Raw genomic sequence first — 21,344 nt, 5'->3', positions numbered from 1 at the left:
AACGTATTTTATATCTAAAAGGTATTTATTTCCCCACTTTAAACAAGAATTCTTTTTCTTCTTTTGTTAAACTATCATAACCGGATTGACTAATTTTATCTAAAATCTCATCGATTTGCTGCTGAGATTTGTCTTTAGTAACTATTTTAGAAACAACTTTTTCAACGGGTTTATTGTAGTTTTTATGTACTTTTTTAAATGGTGTGCTTTGTCTTTTATTGAATAAATTTGCAAAAAAATCTAAAACTGAAGTAACAACTTTACTTAAATCAGTTCCATTTTGTAGCAATTTAATAAATATAAAACCAAAAAAAGCACCTGCAAGATGTGAAATATGTCCTCCCATATTTTCAGAACGGATTTGCATCAAGTCAATAAGAACAATCACTGCCGTTACATGCCACAATTTTACATTTCCTATGATAAACAACCGTAGCTCCATGAAAGGATTATAGGTTGCCGTTGCAACCAAAATCGCCATTATTGCTGCAGAAGCACCCACAATTGGAGCATTAATATTAAGAATATAAAATACCGAAATATAAATAATTCCAGCAAAAATTGCACTAAAGATATATAAACCCAATAATTGCTTCCCTGTAAAATACGTCATAAACAATCGGCCAGCAAAATTTAAAACAATCAAATTAAAAATAATGTGCATGAAACCACTGTGAAAAAAAGCATAGGTAAGCAAAGACCAAGGTTTCCATAATAAAAAAGAAGGATTTGACGACAAACTTACATAATCTATATAATCAATAGTAAGACCTAAGAAAGATAAAATGGCAAAAAATAACCAAGGGATTACAAATAATGAAATATTCCAGAAAATTAGCTTAATTACTATTCCTCCTGCCTTGTATTGCAATTTTAAGTCGTCTAATATATTCATATCCTTCTAGGAGTTTTATGGTATTAAATTAATTCCAACGATTTTGATTGAATTGGTTCTTCTTCCAATACCACATAATGATAAATCCAAATAAAGCACCACCAACATGGGCAAAGTGTGCAATTCCTCCACCGCCAAAAATAGACTGTCCAGAAATTCCTAAATACAAATCGATTAATACTAAACCAGGGACAAAATATTTTGCCTTAATAGGTACTGGAATAAACATTAAAGCTAACTCTGCATTTGGAAACATAAAAGCAAAAGCCACAATAGTTCCATAAATAGCACCAGAGGCTCCTACTGCAGTTCCCATGTAAGCGCTAGTAAAGTTTTGGAAATCAGAAACGGTTAAAATTTCTTGCCATCTCGTATTTATCTTTCCTTCATTTAATAATTGTAAAATTTCTTGCTTTTGAAATCCATGACTTATTAAGGTATTTAAACCATCTTGAAAGTAATAATAATTTACACCTGTGTGTAATAAAGCAGCACCTAAACCACATGATATATAGAAAAATAGAAATTTTTTGCTTCCCCAAAAGCTCTCTAAAGCAGATCCAAAAGAATACAAGGCGAACATATTAAAGAAAATGTGCATGTATCCACCATGCATAAACATATGGGTAATGGGTTGCCAAAATTGAAAACTAGGATTCTCAGGAAAATATAGCGCTAAATACTTATACGCAACATCTCCTAAAGCTAAAGTACCAACAAAAAACAAAACATTAATAATAATTAATTGTTTAACGGTCTCTGTTACATTTCTCATATTACAAATTTTTTATCTAAATCTTCCACACGCATAGTGATGAAAGTGGGTTTCTGAAATGGGGAAACATTAGGATCTTTACAAGCAAAAAGCCCGTTTACCAAATTTTCCTGTTCTTTTTCTGTCAAATGTGTCCCGGTCTTTACCGCCAGACTTTTAGCCATTGACTTGGCTATTGTATCGTTTTGACTAAAACTACTTTCGGGAATTCCGTCTTGTAAATCACTCAATAACTGTTCAAAAATTATAGATACTTCACTTTCTGTAACATTCACTGGAATTCCAGAAATAACAATATGGTCCTTATTATTCTCTTCAAAAACAAATCCAGTATTCATAAGCGATAGCTGAAGTCCACTAATAAGTTCCATTTCGGTAGTTGAATAAAACAAGTTTAACGGAAACAGCAATTGCTGACTAGAAGCTTGATTTACGGTCATATTTACCAAAAACTGTTCATATAACACCCGTTGATGAGCGCGTTGCTGATCTACAATTACCATTCCTGATTTTATTGATGAAATGATATATTTTTTATGTATTTGGTAAGTTTTATGAACTGATTGCTCAATTTCTTCATCATTAAATAAAGAAGAAGTCATCTCTTCATTCTCGAAAGTAAGATGCTCCATTTCCTGTGAATCTTGTTCTAAGCCTACATATAAACTCTCCCAATTGGCAGTTGGTTCTGGTTTTTTATAAGAAGTAAATTGTTTGCTTGGTCTTTGTTCAGCAAAGGGATTAAAACTTCCATCCACTTGTATTGTGGGAGTTTCTCCATCTAAATCTTTATAATGATAAGGCGTATCCAAATTAGAATCGCGATCAAAATCTAAAACTGGCGCAACATTAAACTGACCCAAACTATGCTTAATTGATGCTCGTAAAATAGCATATAATGCTTGTTCATCATCAAACTTGATTTCCGTTTTAGTAGGATGAATATTAATATCGATGGTGTTGGGTGGCAAAGTTAAATTCAAGAAATAACTCGGCTGTGTCCCTTCTTTTAAGATTCCATCATAAGCAGCCATCACCGCATGATGCAAATAACCACTTTTTATAAATCGATCATTTACAAAGAAAAACTGTTCTCCCCTACTTTTTTTTGCAAATTCAGGTTTACTTACAAATCCTTCAATTGTTATTATTTCGGTTTCCTCTTGTACCGGTATTAATTTTTCATTGGTTTTACCTGAAAAAACAGCAACAATTCTTTGACGCAATGTCGAAGAGGGCAAATTAAACATTTCGCTACCGTTATGATAAAAAGTAAAATGAATTTTAGGATGTGCCAAAGCTACGCGTTGAAACTCATCAATTACATGACGGTATTCAACGGTATCCGATTTCAAAAAATTGCGTCGCGCAGGAATATTAAAGAATAAATTTTTGACAGCAAATGAAGTCCCTTTTGGTAAAACAGCAACTTCTTGAGATACAAATTTACTTCCTTCAACCACAATATGAGTTCCAAGTTCCTCTTGATCTTGCTTGGTTTTCATTTCAACATGAGCAATTGCAGCAATAGAAGCCAAAGCTTCACCGCGAAAACCTTTTGTATGTAATGAAAATAAATCTTCGGCTTGACGGATTTTTGAGGTGGCATGGCGTTCAAAACACAAACGCGCATCGGTAACACTCATCCCTAAACCATTATCAATTACTTGTACTAATGCTTTCCCAGCATCTTTGATAATTAACTTGATATCGGTTGCCCTTGCATCAACAGCATTTTCAAGTAGTTCTTTGACCACCGAAGCAGGTCTTTGAACCACTTCTCCAGCAGCAATTTGATTGGCAACGTGATCAGGAAGTAATTGAATTATACTCGACATTAAAAAATTTAATTTTAAAGATTTTTGTTTTAATTTTCGAAAGTAAGAGTCGCAAATTTAATAATTTTCTACTGGGAATTGTAGCTTATTTAATCATTAATAAAACAAAACCTATACTATCAAAATAGTATAGGCTTAAATTTTTATAAATTATTTTAACAATTTATTCTTTCAATTCTAGCGGACCACCTTCTTCTATTTGAATAGGCCCTGAGGACAACAAATGTTGATTGTCTATTTGATGTGTTAGAGAAGCTTGCTGACGAATAAAAGCCATCTTTATAGCTGCTATTGCAGCTTCTGTACCTTTATTACCATGAATTCCTCCGCTTCTGTCAATAGATTGTTGCATTGTATTATCAGTCAATACACAAAAGATAACTGGAATATCAGTTTGAACGTTTAAATCTTTAATTCCCTGAGCAACTCCTTCACAAACAAAATCAAAATGCTTAGTTTGACCTTGAATAACACATCCTATGGCTATAACGGCATCAACATTTTGTGTTTGTAACATTTTTTTTGAACCATAAATAAGTTCAAAACTACCAGGAACATTCCAACGTATTATGTGATGAGCCGGAACTTGATTTTCTAAAAGTGCTTCTACAGCACCTCTACAAAGTCCTTCAGTAATCACATCATTCCATTCAGAAACAACAATCCCAAAGCGAAAGTCTTTCGCGTTTGGGATTGAATTTTTATCGTACTCTGATAAATTTTTATTTACAGTAGCCATTTGATCTCTATTTAAAATTTTAGATTATAATTTAAGTAGTTAAAGATACCATTTTGAAATCAAAAATACCTAGTCTCAAATTCAATCTTAAATCAATTTTAACTATTGCGCTAAACCAATTAAAACATCCGCTGAACCTGATTCCGGAGATCCATCGTAATTATCTTTAATATCATTTAGATATTTTAAAGCATCCGATTTATTACCCAAAGCCAATGCTGTTTTAGCTGCTTTTAATAAAAAACGTGGTGTAGTAAAATCATTTTTGTTTGTATTAGCTGCTTTAACATAAAAATCTAAAGCTTCTTTAGCTTGATTTTTTTCAGCATAAGCGTCTCCTATTGCTCCTTTAGCTAAAGCACCAAGAACAATATCATCCGACTTAAATTTATTTAAATACTCAATTGCTTCTGTATATTTTCCAGTATTCAAATACGCAATTCCAGCATAATAGTTCGCTAAATTACCAGCATCAGTTCCTGAATACTCATCTGCAATTTTCAAAAAACCAAATTTACCTTCAGCACCATTTAATGACAATTTATATAAAGAGTCGCTCGCTACACCATCAGTTGCTTTTTGAAAGTTTTGCTCTGCAAGAAACATTTCATTAGCCGCTTCTTCTTGTTTTGGTGAAGCAATAAAACGTTGATACGCCAAATAACCAATAGTAAATATCGCTGCTGCTGCAACTAATCCTATAATTATTTTTTGATTTTTAGCTACCCAATCCTCTGTCATTGAAGCCGTTTGATCTAATTTAGAAAAAACTTCAGCTGTTGTGCTGTCTTTTTCATCAATTACAGTTGCATTAACTGCATCATCTTTTACTTCTTTTTCTTTTGGTGCTTTATATCCTCGTTTATTGTACGTTGCCATTTTTTATTATTTAGTGAATCGCAAAAATAAAATTTTTATTCAAACCCACACAAGAAATATGCTTTAATATTAAAAAAAAACGTTATTAATGATTCTTTACTAGTTAAGGCAAATTATTTACCAGAGAAACAAACAGAAAAATGCTTTATATCGATAATTTTCGATAATTTGCACCCTCTTTAAAAAAATGGCCTAAAAACAGCAAAATTCTCAATACCAGCAAGCTTTATACATGTATTTAAAAAATATTTCCCTCTTCAATTACAAAAATTTTTCAGAAGCAAATTTTGATTTCGACACCAAAATAAACTGTTTTGTTGGCAAAAACGGCATTGGAAAAACTAATGTTCTCGATGCAATTTATCATTTATCTTACGGAAAAAGCTATTTTAATCCATTGGCTGTGCAAAACATCAAACATGGTGAAGAGTTTTTTGTAATTGATGCGACATTCGAAAAAAACGAGAGGAGTGAACAAATTGTTTGCAGTTTAAAAAAAGGGCAAAAAAAAATACTTAAACGAAATGGTAAATCCTATGATAAGTTTTCAGATCATATTGGTTTCATCCCTTTAGTGATTATATCACCAGCTGATAGAGATTTGATTGTTGAAGGAAGCGAAACTAGAAGAAAATTTATGGATAGTGTAATTTCGCAATTGGACGCTCAGTATTTACAGCAACTCATTCAATATCAAAAAGTAATCAACCAGCGTAATGCATTATTAAAATATTTTGCTTTAAACCATGTTTTTGAAAACGATACATTGTCTATTTATAATGAGCAACTAGACGGTTTAGGAAAATTTATTTTTGAAAAAAGAAAAGAATTTATCGAACAATTTATTCCTATTTTCAATAAGCACCATCAAGCAATAACAGGTTCACAAGAAAGCGTACGATTGGTATATGAAAGTCATTTATTCGAAAAAGAACTCCTCCTACTTTTGCAGGAAAACATCAATAAAGATCGGGCTTTGCATTATACAAGTGTCGGTATTCATAAAGATGATCTAGCTTTTGAAATCGACCATTACCCAATTAAAAAATTTGGTTCTCAGGGACAGCAAAAAACCTATCTTATCGCTCTGAAATTAGCGCAATTTGAATTTTTAAAAAAACAAAGTGGCGTAAAGCCCATTTTACTGTTTGATGACATCTTTGATAAATTAGATGAAAACCGAGTTTCAAAAATAATCGAAATGGTAAATAGCGATACTTTCGGTCAGCTTTTTATTTCTGATACGCATGCGGATCGCACAGAAGAAATTTTAAAATCTACACATCAATCCTATAAAATTTTCAATTTATAGTTTTATTTAAGACTTCATTAGCCTTGGCAAAGTGAAAAAATAACTAATTTAGCCTAATCATTTTAAAATTAAAACACCTTGAAATTCAATCTAAAAATACTCGTAATTATTTCCTTTATAATATTCTCGTGCAATGCACAAAACGCTAAGGACGTAAAAACAATAGAAGCAAAAGATTTTGCCGAAAAAATAGCCGAAACTCCAAATGCACAAATTTTAGATGTAAGAACTCCTGAGGAATTTTCGGGATCACACCTAGATAATGCCATAAATATTAATTGGTTAGGAAATAGCTTTGTGACAGATGTAGAAAAGATAGACAAAACAAAACCTGTTTTTGTGTATTGTAAAAGTGGCGGAAGAAGTCAAAATGCTGTTAATAAATTAGAAGAATTAGGTTTCAAAAACATTTATCAACTACAAGGTGGAATCTTGAAATGGGATGCTGCAGGCTTGTCTAAGCCAAGTGATAAAGTGAGCGGAATGTCTGTTCAAGAATACAACAAATTAGTAAATTCAGATAAAAAGGTACTTATTAATTTTTATGCAGAATGGTGCGCTCCTTGTAAAAAAATGGCTCCTTACCTTGCTAAAATGCAAAAAGAAGAAAATGAAAATGTTGTAATTATTAGATTAGATGCTGATAAAAACAAAACATTGATGGATGCACTGAAAATTAGTGAACTTCCTACATTATTTGTACATGAAAAAGGAGCGATAAAATGGAAACATTCTGGTTATATAAGTGAAGAAGACTTAAGAAAACAAATACAATAACCGAACATGCTTTCAAAAGAAACAATACAATTTCTAGACGATTTAAAAGCCAATAACAATAGAGATTGGTTTTTAGAAAACAAGAAAAGATATGAGGCCTTCAAAAAAGATTATCAGCAATTAGCAGCTTCCTTTCTAGACGCTCTGAAACCGCTTGATCCTTCCTTAGAAATGCTCGAAGTAAAAAATTGCACCTTTCGAATTAATCGAGACATTCGGTTTTCAAAAGACAAAACTCCCTATAAAACACATTTAGGACTTTGGTTCTCCTCAGGAAGTAAAGGTTTGAACCGTTCTGGATACTACATACATTTAGAAAAAGGCGCTAGTTTTATTGCAGGCGGACTTTACTGTCCTGAATCTGAAGACTTAAAAAAAATGCGTAAGGAAATTGCTTATTTCCATGATGATTTAGAAGCTATTCTTGAAGAAAAAAACTTTAAAACAGAATTTAAGGATTTTGATCGCAATGAAAAAAATACCCTGAAAAATCCACCTAGAGGTTACGAAAAAGAACATCCAGCTATTGAATTACTTAAATTAAAAAGTTTTGAATCCTCTCAAGCAATCGATTTTTTGTCCGTTTCCAAAAAAGACTTTGTTACTGTGATGAGTAGAAAACTAATAGCATTAAAACCTTTAAATGATTTTATAAATCGCGCCTTAACGTCGGAATAATTATAAATGAAAAAAAAGAAAATACTTTTTCTTGGAGAAACCTACAGAGCCGATGCAATTACTTGGATGAATGGTCTTCGGGAATTTGGCGATTTTGAAATTATTACGTGGGAATTAAAAACACCAAGCAATTCTAATCTAAACCGAATTTTAAGAATATTTGAGTTTCTATTTGCAATTTTTAAAATAAAGAAAATTAGCCGACTCCAAAAACCGGATATGATTATTGCTGAACGAACCACCAGTTATGGTTTTCTTGCTGCCTTATCTGGCGTAAAACCTGTAGCGATTGCTCAACAAGGCAGAACTGATTTATGGCCTGAAAAATCATTTTCGTTTCATTTAAAAAAAATGATTCAAAAATATGCATTTCAAAAAGCCGATTTAATACATGCTTGGGGACCCGTAATGACGGTTTCTATGAAGGAGAGAAATGTAGCTATGAAAAAGGTTTTGGTTCTACCAAAAGGAATTGATCTCAAAAAATTTAAAAATATAAATAGCGCTAATCCATCAAAAATTAATGCAGTACTAACTCGTTCTTTATTGCCTGAATACTGTCATGATACTATCCTTAAAGCTTTTTCATTGCTAAATGAAAAAGGTATAGATTTCTCCCTTACAATTATTGGAGACGGAAATCAATTGACAAATTTGAAAGATTTAGCCCGAAATTTAAATATTGAAAAGAAAGTTAATTTTACGGGAAGAATTGCTAATACCGAATTACCCAAAATACTTCAAAAATCAAATTTTTACATCAGTATGCCAATAACAGAAGGTGTTTCGGCCTCTTTATTTGAAGCTATGGCTTGCAATTGTTTTCCCATTGTTACCGATATTCCTGGAAATAGATCTTGGATTCAACATCGTAAAAACGGACAACTTATTCCAATTGATGATTATGAAAAGCTTGCCTCGGAATTAATATGGTCCTTTGAAAACAAGAATTTTAGAGAAGAAGCCGTAGTAAAAAATAGAAAATTTGTAGAAAAAAATGCAGATTATAATATAAATATGAAAATCATTTCTGAAAGATATCACGAGTTAATCAATACTACTAAGAATTAAAAACGAGAAATAATTCTATTGAAATTTTCAATTGAATAAGATATTATTTTTTGATTCAGTTTCAAAACATTCCCTCAAATATTTCAAAATTCATAATTGAGAAAATAATAAATTAAACATTCATAAAATTAAAAAACACATCTATGAATGAAAAATTATCCAACTAAATTATAATTATTACTTTTGGATTAAGAATTCAAAAAAGCAAACACTTTCATGGACATACAACATCAATTTTCTTTAAAAAAACACAATACTTTTGGCATTGAAGCCAAAGCAAAACAGTTTGTAGCCATTCACACACTTGAAGAACTAAAAGACATTTTAGAGTTAAAAAAATCTGATAAAAAATTCATTTTAGGAGGAGGAAGCAATATGCTTTTGACAAAAGACATAGATGCCCTTGTAATACATATCGATTTAAAAGGCAAAAAAATTATAAAAGAAAATGAAGATTTTGTTTGGGTTGAAAGTCAAGCGGGAGAAAACTGGCATGAATTTGTTCTTTGGACCATTGATCACAATTTTGGTGGTTTAGAAAACATGTCATTGATCCCGGGAAATGTAGGCACCACTCCTGTTCAAAATATAGGAGCTTATGGAACTGAAATCAAAGACACCTTCGTTTCATGTGAAGCCATTGCAGTAAAAGATCAGGTAATAAAAAACTTTACAAAAGAAGAATGCCGTTTTGGATATCGAGAAAGCATCTTCAAAAACGAGGCAAAAGACCAATACATCATTACTTCAGTTGTTTTTAAATTAACCAAAAACAATCATCAAATTAATACTTCCTACGGAGACATAATTAGTGAATTAGCAAAAAACAACATAACTAATCCTTCCTTAAAAGAGGTTAGCAATGCAGTAATTGCTATTCGTCAAAGTAAATTACCCGATCCTAAGGAGTTAGGAAATAGCGGTAGTTTTTTTAAAAATCCAATTCTTTTGAAATCAGAATTCGAACCAATAAAGCAGCAATTTCCAGAAATGAAATATTATGAAATTTCTGAAACTGAAGTTAAAGTTCCTGCTGGATGGCTAATAGAACAAGCTGGATTTAAAGGGAAGCGTTTTGGAGACGCAGGAGTTCATAAAAATCAAGCTTTAGTTTTAGTCAATTATGGCAATGCTACTGGAGCAGAAATCCTACAGGTTTCAAGGAATATTCAGGAAACTATTTTGAAAAAATTTGGTATTCGTATAGAAGCAGAAGTCAATATTATTTAAAAAAAATAATAGTATTCTATTCAAAATTTTTTTGCTTGATAAACAGTTTTTTTCAAAATTTAAATTCTTTAATAATAAAAATTCCACCATGTTTACACCAGACATATACAAAAATGAGAATCCGGAAGAAGTAAATAAATTTCTAGAGGAGAATAGTTTTGGCATATTGATCAATCAGACTAACGGAAAATTGTGGGCCACTCATATACCGCTTGAACTTGCGATTAATAATGAAGGGAAAACCATTTTAGAAGGTCATATCGCTAAGGAAAATCCACAATGGGAAGGCTTTAAGCAAAACGAAGAAGTTTTAGCAATTTTTTCTGGACCAAATTCATATATATCTTCTTCATGGTATGATCATGAAAATGCGCCAACTTGGAATTATATTGCCGTACATGTATATGGAAAAATAAAAATAATTGAAGGTGAAGCCGTTGTAAATTCGTTAAAAAGATTAGTGGATAAACACGAACAGCAGTCTGAAAAACCAATTCGTATAGAAGATTTATCTTCAAAAACGATGAGACAAGTTAATGGAATTGTTGCTTTTGAAATTGAAATTGAAGAAATTCAAGCCACTCGCAAGATGTCACAAAATCGAGACGAGAAAAATTATCAGAATATTATTCTAGAATTAGAGAAAAAAAACACAACTGAGTCTATTGCCACAGCAAAAGAGATGAAAAAATGTCCTTATGAAAAACTTTAAAATTCATAAATTTATAATTTACTAATGATAATTGTATTTCATACCTTTGCACTTTCTTAAAATTAAGGAAATAAAATTACACTAAACTCTGATGCTTATTATCATTCTTTACATTTTTATATTTATTGTTGCAGTTCAAATTTTGTATTATTTGGGTATCTTTAGCAAATTTGCTTTTGCAAAAACGCAACAGACAACACCAAATACGCTCCCTATTTCAGTTATCGTATGTGCTAAAAATGAGCAAGAAAACATAGTTCGTTTTATTCCTCTCCTTGCTGAACAGAACTATTCAAACTTTGAAATCGTATTAATTGATGACGCTTCAAGCGATAATACTTTGGCTATTTTTGAAGAATTTGAGAAGCAATATTCTAATATTAGATTAGTAAAAGTTCAAAATAACGAAGCCTTTTGGGGAAACAAAAAATATGCTTTGACATTAGGAATTAAAGCAGCTAAAAAAGAATATTTACTCTTTACAGATGCCGATTGTTATCCCACTTCAAAAGATTGGATAACCGCTATGAGTGCTCAATTTACGGCACAAAAAACAATAGTTTTAGGATATGGTAAGTATGAAAAGATAAACAACTCGTTTTTAAATAAAATAATTCGTTTTGAAACTTTATTAACTGCAATTCAATATTTTTCATGGGCAAAAGCAGGACATCCTTACATGGGTGTAGGTAGAAATTTAGCGTACAAAAAAGAAGAGTTTTTTAATGTAAACGGTTTCATAGATCACATGAGAGTTCGTTCTGGAGATGATGATTTATTTATCAATCAAGCTGCGAATTCTAAGAATACAACTATCGCATATACACCAGAAAGCATTACACTTTCTAAACCAAAAACTACGTATAAGGATTGGTTGATTCAGAAAAGAAGACATATTGCTACTGCGAATTATTACAAAAAATTTGACAAGTTTCAATTGGGACTTTTCTATTTCTCGCAACTAACTTTTTTAATACTTTCAATAGTATTATTAGCAATACAATTTGAATGGATTGTGGTACTCCTATTAATCGGTTTTCGTTACCTTATAACTTGGCTGGTGATCGGATTTTCTGCTGGAAAATTAAAAGAAAAAGATGTCGTATATTGGTATCCGGTAATTGAAATAGTATTAATATTTACGCAAATCAATATATTTGTAACAAATATATTCTCAAAACCAATACATTGGAAATAAAAAATCAAATAGAAAAAGCAAAACAAGGTGATCAAGTTGCTTTCACTTTTCTATTGAATCATTATTGGAACGAAGTGTATGGTTTCATGCTAAAACGTACTGAAAATGAAACCAACGCAGAGGATATAACTATTGAAACATTCTCAAAAGCTTTTGATAAAATTGCTTCCTACAACTCAGAATTTCAGTTTAACACTTGGTTGATTGCTATTGCAAAAAATGTTCATATCGATATTTTACGCAAAAAGAAAGCCAGTTTATTCGTAGAAATCACAGACGAAGAAGACCAACAAGCTTACAATATTGCCGATACTACTCCGTCTGCAGAGGACAAATTAATCACAGAACAAAATTTATCTTTATTACTGCAGTTTATCAAAGAATTGAAGCCACATTATCAAGAAGTAATTCAGTTACGCTACTTTCAGGAAATGACTTATCAAGAAATAGCCACTAAAATTAATGAACCCTTGAGCAATGTTAAAGTAAAATTACTTCGTGCTAAAAAATTACTGGCTGAAATAATTCAGAAAAAAAAATAATTTACTTTCAATTATTTTACACCAACAAATTCATTTCCCTCCTTAATTCGTACTATTTTAATTATAAAAAACACTATCTTTTTTTTATACAATTAAAATTATATAGCATTGAAAATTAACACTATACATCTTTTTTTAAGTAAAAAATTAATTAGCAATAATTAGATAAAATGATGTAATATTGAAATTTTAATTACTATAGTAGTTAAATAAGTGTATAATATCTACGATTATATTAAAATAATTACTAAATTCACATAAATAAAATAAACCCCTTGATGATTTTAAAAAAACATGCTTATGATCTGAATGTTACTTAACCATTAAACCCACTAATTATGTCAAAATTAAGCATCTACGAAACCAGTTGGTTGAACCTTGTTTTTGAGAACAGAAACAAAGAATACGGAGCCTATCAACTCCGTAAGGAAAGTAATAAAACCTTACTATTTGCCCTTTTAATGGGGGTATTATTTTTATTTGGAACTATAAGTATTCCTAGATTCTTAAATTATTTTAGTGCTGATTCTTCAGAAAACGTAAGTACTCCTGATTTTACTAATACTATAGTACAAATTAATGAGATCATTCCAAACCAAGTTAAACCCAACGAATCAGTTCCGGCGGTAAAAAGTAATACAACAGAAGTACCAATTATAAAAAAACAATTAGTAAATCCAGAAATCGTACAAGCCGCGCAAGCTACACAAGACGTTCCTAAAAATACTGATAACCAAAGTACTACAACTGTTGTAAATGATGGAACTGGAATAACAGGAGTAAATCCTACTGCAGGCACAACAAGCGGAACAGATAACACTAATGGTACTGATTTAGGCAATACTATTGTCGCTAGTGTAGCACTAGACAAACTTCCTGAATTTCCGGGTGGTATTAATAAATTCTATGTTTATGTTGGTAATAATTTTGAAAAACCAGAAATAGAAAACACAAGTAACATTCGCATTTTTGTCTCTTTTGTGATCGAAAAAGATGGAAGTATGACCGACATTCAAGTAAAAAAAGATCCAGGTTATGGATTAGGAAAAGAAGCGATTCGAGTTTTGAAATCATTACGAACCAAATGGACGCCTGGAATGATTGATGGAAAAGCAGTTAGAACAGCTTATAATCTTCCTATTATCATAAAAATGGAGTAAATTATTAATTGAAAATATTTTAATAAAAGCAGCATCTATAAGTGCTGCTTTTATTGTTTAGATTCTTTTTAGGAAAACCTCTTTAGCACTACAAAAAGTTCTAACCTAGCCCTGATAGAGCCGATATCCTTGTAGCATCGCGGAGAGATAAAGGGGAAAGCAGGACAACTATTTGTAAAAAAACGAAAAAAATCTGCTTTAAATATATCTATTTACATTGCTTTAAATAAAAGGACAAACGAATCCACAAATAGACTACAATCGTTATCTTTGCACTTTGAAAATTGATATATGGAAACTGTTTTAGAAAATACTTTACCGGTTGGAAAACCGAAATGGTTGAAGGTGAAACTACCAATAGGCCAAAAATACACTGAACTTAGAGGATTAGTTGATAAATATAGTCTGAATACAATTTGCACCTCAGGAAGTTGTCCAAATATGGGAGAATGCTGGGGAGAAGGAACGGCAACTTTCATGATATTGGGAAATATTTGCACTCGTTCTTGTGGTTTTTGTGGTGTAAAAACCGGAAGACCAGAAACCGTAGATTGGGATGAACCTGAAAAAGTAGCTCGCTCGATAAAAATCATGAATATCAAACATGCGGTAATTACAAGTGTAGATAGAGATGATTTGAAAGATGGTGGATCTATTATTTGGATAGAAACGGTAAAAGCGATTCGAAGAATGAATCCTACTACTACTCTAGAAACATTAATTCCAGATTTTCAAGGAATCGAAAGAAATATAGATCGTATTGTAGAAGCCAACCCAGAAGTTGTTTCTCACAACGTAGAAACCGTTCGAAGACTAACACGTGAAGTTCGTATACAAGCAAAATACGATAGAAGTCTAGAAGTTTTAAGATACCTGAAAGAAAAAGGAATTAATAGAACAAAATCCGGGATCATGCTTGGACTAGGAGAACAGGAAGAAGAAGTTTATCAAACCATGCGTGATTTACGTGAAGCTAATGTAGATATTGTGACTATTGGTCAGTACTTGCAACCTAGCAAAAAACATTTACCTGTAAAAGAATTCATAACTCCAGAGCAATTTAAAAAATATGAAGATTATGGATTAGAACTTGGATTCCGTCATGTAGAAAGTGGTCCTTTAGTTCGTTCTTCTTACAAAGCTCAAAAACATATACTATAATACAATGGTATAACATCATAAGTTAAAATTCTGAAGATTTTAACTTATGGTGTTTTACTTTAAGAACCTACACTTTCCTACTTATGATAAGAATCGCTATAAATGGTTTTGGAAGAATTGGGCGCAATTTATTTCGCTTACTCTTAAATCATCCTAACATTGAAGTAATAGCCATAAATGATATTGCGGATACAAAAACAATGGCTCACTTAATAAAATACGACAGCATTCACGGTGTTTTACCAAATGTTGTAAGTAGTGATAAGGAAGGAATTATAATTGATGACAAACACTTTTTATTTTTTCATGAAAAGAGTATTCTAAATTTAGATTGGAAAAGTTTAAATATTGACTTTGTTATTGAATCTACAGGAAAATACAAAACTTTTGAAGATTTAAATAATCATATTTTAGCTGGAGCCAAAAAGGTAATTCTTTCTGCACCGTCTGAAGTTGACACTATAAAAACAGTAGTTTTAGGGGTGAATGAAAACATACTTGATGGTTCAGAAACGATTATATCAAATGCCAGTTGCACTACTAATAATGCAGCACCTATGATAAAGGTAATCAATGAGCTTTGCGGTATTGAGCAAGCTTATATAACCACTATACACTCCTATACAACAGATCAAAGTTTACACGATCAACCTCATAAAGACTTGCGTCGCGCCCGTGGAGCAAGCCAATCAATTGTCCCTACAACAACTGGAGCTGCAAAAGCATTAACAAAAATTTTCCCCGAATTTGAAGGTAAAATTGGGGGTTGTGGTATTCGTGTCCCAGTGCCAGATGGTTCATTGACCGATATTACTTTTAATGTAAAAAGAGCGGTAACAATAGAAGAGATCAATAAAGCTTTTAAAGTTGCTGCACAAACCAGCCTGAATGGCATTTTAGACTATACTGAAGATCCAATTGTATCAGTAGATGTAATTGGCAATAAAAATTCTTGTATATTTGATGCTCAGCTAACTTCAGTAATTGACAAAATGGTAAAAGTCGTTGGTTGGTACGATAATGAAATAGGGTATTCCTCCAGGATAATTGATTTAATTCTTTTGACTAATTTAAAAAAGCCATAAAAATAAGAGTCATAAAATTGGTAACAAATGAAATGGTCTTTCGTTTATTTACTTTTTTTAACTTCGTTACTATATTCTCAACAACGCGAGAAAATAGATAGCACAGCTTACTATGTTAGCTTAAACTACCCTTTAGTTGACAATAACAATTACAAAGAAGCACTATCAAATACTCAGAAAAAGATAGTAAAAGCAGAAAGAAGCAATAATATCAAAGAGCAAGCTTCAGAAAATTATAATTTAGGAAAACTATATTATGATTTAAAAAAATACAATGATGCTATTGGGACACTTCTTAAAAGTGCTTCACTGTATTCTTCGTTAAAACCAAACACAAAACAAGTTGCGACATTATACACAATAGCAATGTGTTATATAGAAAAAGAAGACTTTAGCAATGCCGAAATCTTCTTAAACAAAGCCAAAGTAATTCAAGATTTTTTAAAGATACCTGATACTGCCGAATTATTCTCTCTTCAAAAAGGAATATTATACAAGTCCGAAAATAAATTGGATGAAGCTTTAACAATATTTAAAACCATAATAGCAAAACCTGATAACAGTAGTAATTTAAATTCGAAAATAGAAGCGCTTTATCAAACTGGCTATATTGAAAATCAAAACAACAGAAGTAATTTAGCGCTGAATTATTTATATAAAGCACTAGAATTAGGTGATAATTCAGATAATTTAGAACAGCGATCTAATATTTTATTGGCCCTTAGTACCGTTTATGAAAAAATTCTAGATAAAAGCACTGCCTACTCCTATTTAAAACAACATCTGAATTTAAAAGAGCGTATTACTATTAGAAATAATAAAAGACTCGGAATAGATGATTATACCAAATTCAAACAATCACAACGATTAAAAGAAATTATTCAGAATAACAATGAGATTAAGGAACAGGAAAAAACAAGTAAATTTTCTAAACTGATCAGCATCTTAGCTATAGCTTTAATCTCAATATTGTCTTTGTTAAGTCTTTCTTTATACAAGAACAATATCATTAGAAATCAATCAAATTTATTATTACAAGAAAAAAATAACGAGCTAGAAATTGCAAAAAACAAAGCCGAAAAAGCATCAAAAGCAAGATCTGAATTTCTTTCTACTGTGAGTCATGAACTTCGAACACCATTAAACGCCATTAATGGAATTGCACATTTACTATTAGAAGAAAAACCGAAAAAAAACCAATTGGATTATTTGCATTCTTTAAAATTTTCGGGAGATTATTTGACAAAGTTTATCAATGAAATATTAGAAATAAATAAAATAGAATCTGATAAATCTGAAGTAGAACAAACTAATTTTAATTTAAAGCAACTGCTATTTGACATTAAAAATTCTTTAAAAGAATTAGCTGTCGCAAATAACAACGATTTAGTACTAAAAATTGATGAGGGAATACCCGATTATCTAATTGGAGATCCAACAAAATTATCTCAAATAATACTAAACTTGATTAATAACGCGCTAAAGTTTACAAAGAATGGTACAATCCAATTAATTACCAATCTTGAAATGTTAGAAGATAAAATAGCCACGCTTTATTTTGAAATTAATGATACTGGAATTGGAATACCTGAGGACAAATTAAGTAGTGTTTTTGATAGTTTCTCCCAAGGCTCAATAGAAGTGAACCGAAAGTATGGAGGCACAGGATTGGGCTTAACTATTGTAAAAAAATTAATTAAAATCCTTGGAGGTAAAATAAAGTTAACAAGTATTGTAGGCAAAGGCTCTACTTTTTCTTTCAAATTAGCTTTTGAAATAAGCCAAAGCCCAGTAGAAGTAAAAGTGCTTCCAAAAATTGATTATGATTTTAAATTAATAAATAAAAAGATATTAGTAGTTGAGGATAATAAAATCAATCAAATGATCACTCGTAAAATGCTACATAATAAGAAAATTATATGTGAGATAATTGATAATGGAGAAGATGCAATTGATTGGGCTAGGAATAATAAATTTGATTTAATACTGATGGACGTTCACTTACCCGGAATTAACGGAACTGTTGCTACAGAACACATTCGTAGTTTTGATAAAACTACACCTATTATAGCACTTACAGCTATTTCGCTTCACGAAAACCGCGAAATGCTTTTATCCTTTGGGATGAATGAAGTAATAACTAAACCGTTCGTCCCAGAGGATTTTTATAGCACAATCGCAGAATATATTTAGTCTATTAATAGTTTAAAATTAATTCTCTAATAAGTTTTCTTACTTTAGGTTCTGCTCCTTTAGCAGCCTCTAATACTTCATCATGAGAAATAGTTCCAATACTTTCTTCGTCACCCATATCTGTTATTACAGAAATACCAAATGTTTCTAAATCCATATGGCGCGCTACGATTACTTCTGGAACAGTTGACATTCCCACACAATCAGCACCCAAAATTTTCACCATTCTATATTCGGACAAAGTCTCAAAAGTAGGACCTTGTAAGCCTAGATAGATTCCTTCTTGCACTTCTATATTCAAGTTTTTTGCTAAAGCTTTACTGGTAGCAATCATCTTTCTAGAATAAGGCTCGCTCATATTTACAAAACGAGGTCCAAAACGCTCATCGTTTTTGCCACGCAAAGGATGTTCTGGAGTCATATTAATGTGATCTGTAATCATCACAATAGATCCTACTTTATAGTTTGGATTTACTCCACCAGAAGCATTTGAGACTACTAATTTATCAATTCCTAAAAATTTCATTACTCGCACCGGAAAAGTAACTTCAGTCATAGAATATCCCTCATAAAAATGAAATCTTCCTTGCATAGCAACTACTTTTTTAGAACCAATGGTTCCGAATACTAAGGCTCCTTTATGACCCTGAACGGTTGAAACTGGAAAATTTGGAATCTCATTATACGGTAAAATGTACTCAATTTGCATTTCATCGGTAAAACTCCCTAATCCTGATCCTAAAATAACACCATATTCTGGCTTAAAATTGATCTTCTCGTTGATATAACTAACGGTTTCTTGTACTTGTTCCCACATAATTTATAATTGTTTTATCAAATTTCTCACTATCACACAGAAAAGAACTTTTTATGGGCAAATAGAAAAGCTGTTCTTTTGGCAAACTTCCTTTCAAACGCATATAATCTTTCTCGGTAGTAATAATAATATTGTTTTGAGCTATTTTTTTTATTTCTAAAATGTCTTTATCAGTAAAATTATGATGATCTGGAAAAGACAAACAGACTTTATTATTATTTTGTAAATGTTCAAAAAAAGGTTCTGGCTTTGCAATTCCTGCAATTACTATTTTGGGTGTTGATTGCAGTTCATTAAGGTTTAACTTTAGATTTTCGCTAAAAATAAATGTATCATACGCTATAAAAGTAAAGTATAATTCTTGATCTAAAGAAATATTCAACTTGTTTCTGATTTTGTTTTTCTCCTCTGATGAAAGCGTATCAGGACATTTAGTTACAATGACAACATTCGCTCTTTTTACCCCACTTCTGCTTTCTCTTAAATTTCCTGCTGGCAATATAAAATCATCTGAAAATAAATCTCCATAAGAAGTTAGCAAAATATAAAATCCAGCTTTTACTTTTCGGTGTTGAAAAGCATCATCTAATAAAATAACTGCTGGCTTGTCTTTTTGGTTAAGTAATTGCTTAATCCCATTTTGTCTATCAGTATCAACAGCAACTTGAATTTCTTTAAATTTTTCAAAAAATTGAAAAGGTTCGTCACCAAGAATAACAGCAGTCGCAGTTTGATCAGCCAAAATAAAACCTTTCGATTTCCTTTTATAACCTCTACTAAGAGTGGCTACTTTATATTGTTTAGAAAGCAAACGAATTAAATATTCTATTTGAGGCGTTTTACCAGTCCCTCCAACACTAAGATTTCCCACTGCAATAATTGGCAAATCAAAAGAATAGGATTTTAAAATCCCTTTATCAAAAAGAAAATTACGAATACTTGTGATTATACCATACAAAATGGAAATTGGAAACATTATTTTTCTAAGTAAATTCATAAAACAAATATAAAAAGATAAGCTACCAATTCACGAATAAAACGGTTCAAATATTAAAAAAACATCGTTTATGCTTATATTTGAAAGTACAAATCGCTAAGATTCTCATTTAGTCAAACATACACTTTTCTCTTAAATAGATTCTTAAAAAATTTGATGATTTATAAATGCAAAACAATTAATAATGAGTAAAATAAAAGACATTCTTTCTATTCTGGAGGAAATGGCGCCGCTTGCTTACGCTGAAGATTTTGATAATGTAGGTTTATTAGTTGGAGATCAAAATAATGAAGCAACGGGAGTTTTAGTTTGTCATGATGCGCTAGAAAGCATAATTGATGAAGCCATAGCAAAAAAATGCAATCTTGTAGTTTGTTTTCATCCTATATTATTTTCTGGCTTAAAAAAAATAACAGGCAAAGATTATGTAGAACGCTCGATTATCAAAGCTATAAAAAATGATATTGCTATATATGCAGTTCATACTGCTTTAGACAATCATCAAAATGGAGTGAATAAAATTTTCTGTGATGCGCTTGGTTTAATAAATACTAAAGTTTTAGTTCCAAAGGAAAATTTCATTCGGAAACTAGTGACTTATACAATTGCTGAAAATGCAGAAAAAGTTCGAAAAGCACTCTTTGATGCTGGCGCTGGAAATATAGGAAATTATGAAGATTGCAGTTTCAATTCAAAAGGCATAGGAACTTTTATGGGAAATGAAAATAGCAATCCTAAATTAGGAGAGCGATTTGAATTTGTTCAAACAGAGGAAATTAAAATTGAAGTTACTTTTGAAAAACATTTAGAAAATAAAATATTAAAAGCATTGTTTCAAAATCATGCTTATGAAGAAGTGGCGTATGAAATTTACGATTTAAAAAACCAGCATCAAAATATTGGTTTAGGAATGATTGGTGAATTGAAAGAACCAATGAAAGAAAAAGATTTTTTACTATTTGTAAAAGAAAAAATGCAATCAGAAGGGATAAGGCATTCTAACTTTATCGGAAAAGAAGTAAAAAAAATAGCCGTTCTTGGTGGAGCTGGAAGTTTTGCCATAAAAAATGCAATTCAAGCTGGCGCAGATGTATATTTGACCGCTGATTTGAAGTATCATGAGTTTTATCAAGCCGAAAATCAACTTTTATTGGCAGATATTGGACATTTTGAAAGCGAACGCTATACAAAAAATTATATTGTTGAGTATCTTCGAAAAAAAATCCTTAATTTTGCCGTTATTTTATCAGAAGAAAATTCAAATCCAGTTAAGTACTTATAGAAT

At 31.1% G+C, this 21,344-nt stretch carries 20 protein-coding genes; 13 read left to right on the top strand and 7 right to left on the bottom strand.

Features of this window, described 5'->3' with window-relative positions:
* Nucleotides 1-25: 25 nt before the first annotated feature.
* From H2650_RS05360 to H2650_RS05340, 5 genes are all read right to left on the bottom strand, one after another.
* Nucleotides 26-895, bottom strand: a complete 870-nt coding sequence (locus tag H2650_RS05360; RefSeq protein ID WP_188049732.1) for a rhomboid family intramembrane serine protease — start codon at nt 893-895, stop codon at nt 26-28.
* Between the two features lie 28 nt (nt 896-923).
* Nucleotides 924-1,670, bottom strand: coding sequence for a rhomboid family intramembrane serine protease (locus H2650_RS05355; RefSeq protein WP_188049731.1), 747 nt, complete (start codon nt 1,668-1,670; stop codon nt 924-926).
* The gene (gene mutL, locus H2650_RS05350) at nt 1,667-3,508 is read right to left on the bottom strand and encodes a DNA mismatch repair endonuclease MutL (protein ID WP_188049730.1); all 1,842 of its coding nucleotides are present in this window, start codon (nt 3,506-3,508) and stop codon (nt 1,667-1,669) included. Before mutL ends, H2650_RS05355 begins: the two co-directional genes overlap by 4 nt.
* Nucleotides 3,509-3,671: 163 nt before the next feature.
* Nucleotides 3,672-4,247, bottom strand: a complete 576-nt coding sequence (gene ribH, locus H2650_RS05345) for a 6,7-dimethyl-8-ribityllumazine synthase (RefSeq protein WP_188049729.1) — start codon at nt 4,245-4,247, stop codon at nt 3,672-3,674.
* A gap of 102 nt (nt 4,248-4,349) precedes the next feature.
* Nucleotides 4,350-5,126, bottom strand: a complete 777-nt coding sequence (locus H2650_RS05340; RefSeq protein ID WP_188049728.1) for a tol-pal system YbgF family protein — start codon at nt 5,124-5,126, stop codon at nt 4,350-4,352.
* Between the two features lie 232 nt (nt 5,127-5,358).
* Here H2650_RS05340 and H2650_RS05335 point away from each other — a divergent pair, with 232 nt between their 5' ends.
* The 12 genes from H2650_RS05335 to H2650_RS05280 all read left to right on the top strand — a co-directional run bounded on the left by H2650_RS05335 (nt 5,359) and on the right by H2650_RS05280 (nt 18,245).
* A complete protein-coding gene (locus tag H2650_RS05335) occupies nt 5,359-6,438 on the top strand; it encodes a DNA replication/repair protein RecF (protein ID WP_188049727.1) in 1,080 nt (359 codons plus the stop codon).
* A 78-nt stretch (nt 6,439-6,516) separates the two neighbouring features.
* Nucleotides 6,517-7,215, top strand: a complete 699-nt coding sequence (locus H2650_RS05330) for a thioredoxin domain-containing protein (protein ID WP_188049726.1) — start codon at nt 6,517-6,519, stop codon at nt 7,213-7,215.
* A gap of 6 nt (nt 7,216-7,221) precedes the next feature.
* Nucleotides 7,222-7,893, top strand: a complete 672-nt coding sequence (locus tag H2650_RS05325; protein ID WP_188049725.1) for a DUF2461 domain-containing protein — start codon at nt 7,222-7,224, stop codon at nt 7,891-7,893.
* A 6-nt stretch (nt 7,894-7,899) separates the two neighbouring features.
* Nucleotides 7,900-8,964, top strand: coding sequence for a glycosyltransferase (locus H2650_RS05320; protein WP_188049724.1), 1,065 nt, complete (start codon nt 7,900-7,902; stop codon nt 8,962-8,964).
* Nucleotides 8,965-9,180: 216 nt separating this feature from the next.
* On the top strand, nt 9,181-10,194 hold the full coding sequence (gene murB / locus H2650_RS05315; protein WP_188049723.1) for a UDP-N-acetylmuramate dehydrogenase: 1,014 nt from the start codon (nt 9,181-9,183) through the stop codon (nt 10,192-10,194).
* Between the two features lie 88 nt (nt 10,195-10,282).
* Nucleotides 10,283-10,906 (top strand): FMN-binding negative transcriptional regulator, encoded by a 624-nt coding sequence (locus tag H2650_RS05310; RefSeq protein ID WP_188049722.1) that lies wholly within the window; start codon nt 10,283-10,285, stop codon nt 10,904-10,906.
* Between the two features lie 91 nt (nt 10,907-10,997).
* Nucleotides 10,998-12,104 (top strand): glycosyltransferase, encoded by a 1,107-nt coding sequence (locus H2650_RS05305; RefSeq protein WP_188049721.1) that lies wholly within the window; start codon nt 10,998-11,000, stop codon nt 12,102-12,104.
* Nucleotides 12,095-12,646, top strand: coding sequence for an RNA polymerase sigma factor (locus H2650_RS05300; protein ID WP_188049720.1), 552 nt, complete (start codon nt 12,095-12,097; stop codon nt 12,644-12,646). The genes H2650_RS05305 and H2650_RS05300 overlap by 10 nt, the downstream gene beginning before the upstream one ends.
* A 338-nt stretch (nt 12,647-12,984) precedes the next feature.
* Nucleotides 12,985-13,806 carry an energy transducer TonB gene (locus tag H2650_RS05295; RefSeq protein ID WP_188049719.1) on the top strand — a complete coding sequence of 274 codons (822 nt, stop codon included), beginning with the start codon at nt 12,985-12,987 and terminating at the stop codon, nt 13,804-13,806.
* Between the two features lie 291 nt (nt 13,807-14,097).
* Nucleotides 14,098-14,967, top strand: coding sequence for a lipoyl synthase (gene lipA, locus H2650_RS05290; protein WP_188049718.1), 870 nt, complete (start codon nt 14,098-14,100; stop codon nt 14,965-14,967).
* Between the two features lie 83 nt (nt 14,968-15,050).
* The gene (gene gap / locus H2650_RS05285; RefSeq protein ID WP_188049717.1) at nt 15,051-16,052 is read left to right on the top strand and encodes a type I glyceraldehyde-3-phosphate dehydrogenase; all 1,002 of its coding nucleotides are present in this window, start codon (nt 15,051-15,053) and stop codon (nt 16,050-16,052) included.
* 27 nt (nt 16,053-16,079) lie between these two features.
* The gene (locus H2650_RS05280; RefSeq protein ID WP_188049716.1) at nt 16,080-18,245 is read left to right on the top strand and encodes an ATP-binding protein; all 2,166 of its coding nucleotides are present in this window, start codon (nt 16,080-16,082) and stop codon (nt 18,243-18,245) included.
* 4 nt (nt 18,246-18,249) lie between these two features.
* Here H2650_RS05280 and H2650_RS05275 read toward each other — a convergent pair whose 3' ends face one another.
* Both H2650_RS05275 and lpxK read right to left on the bottom strand, forming a co-directional pair.
* Nucleotides 18,250-19,062, bottom strand: coding sequence for a purine-nucleoside phosphorylase (locus H2650_RS05275; protein WP_188049715.1), 813 nt, complete (start codon nt 19,060-19,062; stop codon nt 18,250-18,252).
* Nucleotides 19,034-20,059, bottom strand: coding sequence for a tetraacyldisaccharide 4'-kinase (lpxK, locus tag H2650_RS05270; RefSeq protein ID WP_188049714.1), 1,026 nt, complete (start codon nt 20,057-20,059; stop codon nt 19,034-19,036). The genes H2650_RS05275 and lpxK overlap by 29 nt, the downstream gene beginning before the upstream one ends.
* Nucleotides 20,060-20,243: 184 nt before the next feature.
* Between lpxK and H2650_RS05265 the strand changes: the two genes are divergently transcribed.
* Nucleotides 20,244-21,341, top strand: a complete 1,098-nt coding sequence (locus tag H2650_RS05265; protein WP_188049713.1) for a Nif3-like dinuclear metal center hexameric protein — start codon at nt 20,244-20,246, stop codon at nt 21,339-21,341.
* Nucleotides 21,342-21,344 lie beyond the last annotated feature (3 nt).

Origin of the sequence: Flavobacterium sp. GP15, assembly GCF_014281985.1 — a bacterium.
Taxonomy (GTDB): Bacteria; Bacteroidota; Bacteroidia; order Flavobacteriales; family Flavobacteriaceae; genus Flavobacterium; species Flavobacterium pygoscelis.
The sequence above is the reverse complement of the archived record's forward strand: the minus strand, read 5'-3'. Positions and strand labels throughout refer to the sequence as shown.

Coding starts and splice junctions, on each gene's coding strand:
- mutL (WP_188049730.1), bottom strand. CDS start 3,508: ATGTCGAGTATAATTCAATTACTTCCTGATCACGTTGCCAATCAAATT.
- H2650_RS05355 (WP_188049731.1), bottom strand. CDS start 1,670: ATGAGAAATGTAACAGAGACCGTTAAACAATTAATTATTATTAATGTT.
- H2650_RS05310 (WP_188049722.1), top strand. CDS start 10,283: ATGTTTACACCAGACATATACAAAAATGAGAATCCGGAAGAAGTAAAT.
- H2650_RS05295 (WP_188049719.1), top strand. CDS start 12,985: ATGTCAAAATTAAGCATCTACGAAACCAGTTGGTTGAACCTTGTTTTT.
- H2650_RS05320 (WP_188049724.1), top strand. CDS start 7,900: ATGAAAAAAAAGAAAATACTTTTTCTTGGAGAAACCTACAGAGCCGAT.
- H2650_RS05280 (WP_188049716.1), top strand. CDS start 16,080: ATGAAATGGTCTTTCGTTTATTTACTTTTTTTAACTTCGTTACTATAT.
- H2650_RS05325 (WP_188049725.1), top strand. CDS start 7,222: ATGCTTTCAAAAGAAACAATACAATTTCTAGACGATTTAAAAGCCAAT.
- H2650_RS05265 (WP_188049713.1), top strand. CDS start 20,244: ATGAGTAAAATAAAAGACATTCTTTCTATTCTGGAGGAAATGGCGCCG.
- gap (WP_188049717.1), top strand. CDS start 15,051: ATGATAAGAATCGCTATAAATGGTTTTGGAAGAATTGGGCGCAATTTA.
- lpxK (WP_188049714.1), bottom strand. CDS start 20,059: ATGAATTTACTTAGAAAAATAATGTTTCCAATTTCCATTTTGTATGGT.
- H2650_RS05305 (WP_188049721.1), top strand. CDS start 10,998: ATGCTTATTATCATTCTTTACATTTTTATATTTATTGTTGCAGTTCAA.
- H2650_RS05340 (WP_188049728.1), bottom strand. CDS start 5,126: ATGGCAACGTACAATAAACGAGGATATAAAGCACCAAAAGAAAAAGAA.
- murB (WP_188049723.1), top strand. CDS start 9,181: ATGGACATACAACATCAATTTTCTTTAAAAAAACACAATACTTTTGGC.
- lipA (WP_188049718.1), top strand. CDS start 14,098: ATGGAAACTGTTTTAGAAAATACTTTACCGGTTGGAAAACCGAAATGG.
- ribH (WP_188049729.1), bottom strand. CDS start 4,247: ATGGCTACTGTAAATAAAAATTTATCAGAGTACGATAAAAATTCAATC.
- H2650_RS05360 (WP_188049732.1), bottom strand. CDS start 895: ATGAATATATTAGACGACTTAAAATTGCAATACAAGGCAGGAGGAATA.
- H2650_RS05335 (WP_188049727.1), top strand. CDS start 5,359: ATGTATTTAAAAAATATTTCCCTCTTCAATTACAAAAATTTTTCAGAA.
- H2650_RS05275 (WP_188049715.1), bottom strand. CDS start 19,062: ATGTGGGAACAAGTACAAGAAACCGTTAGTTATATCAACGAGAAGATC.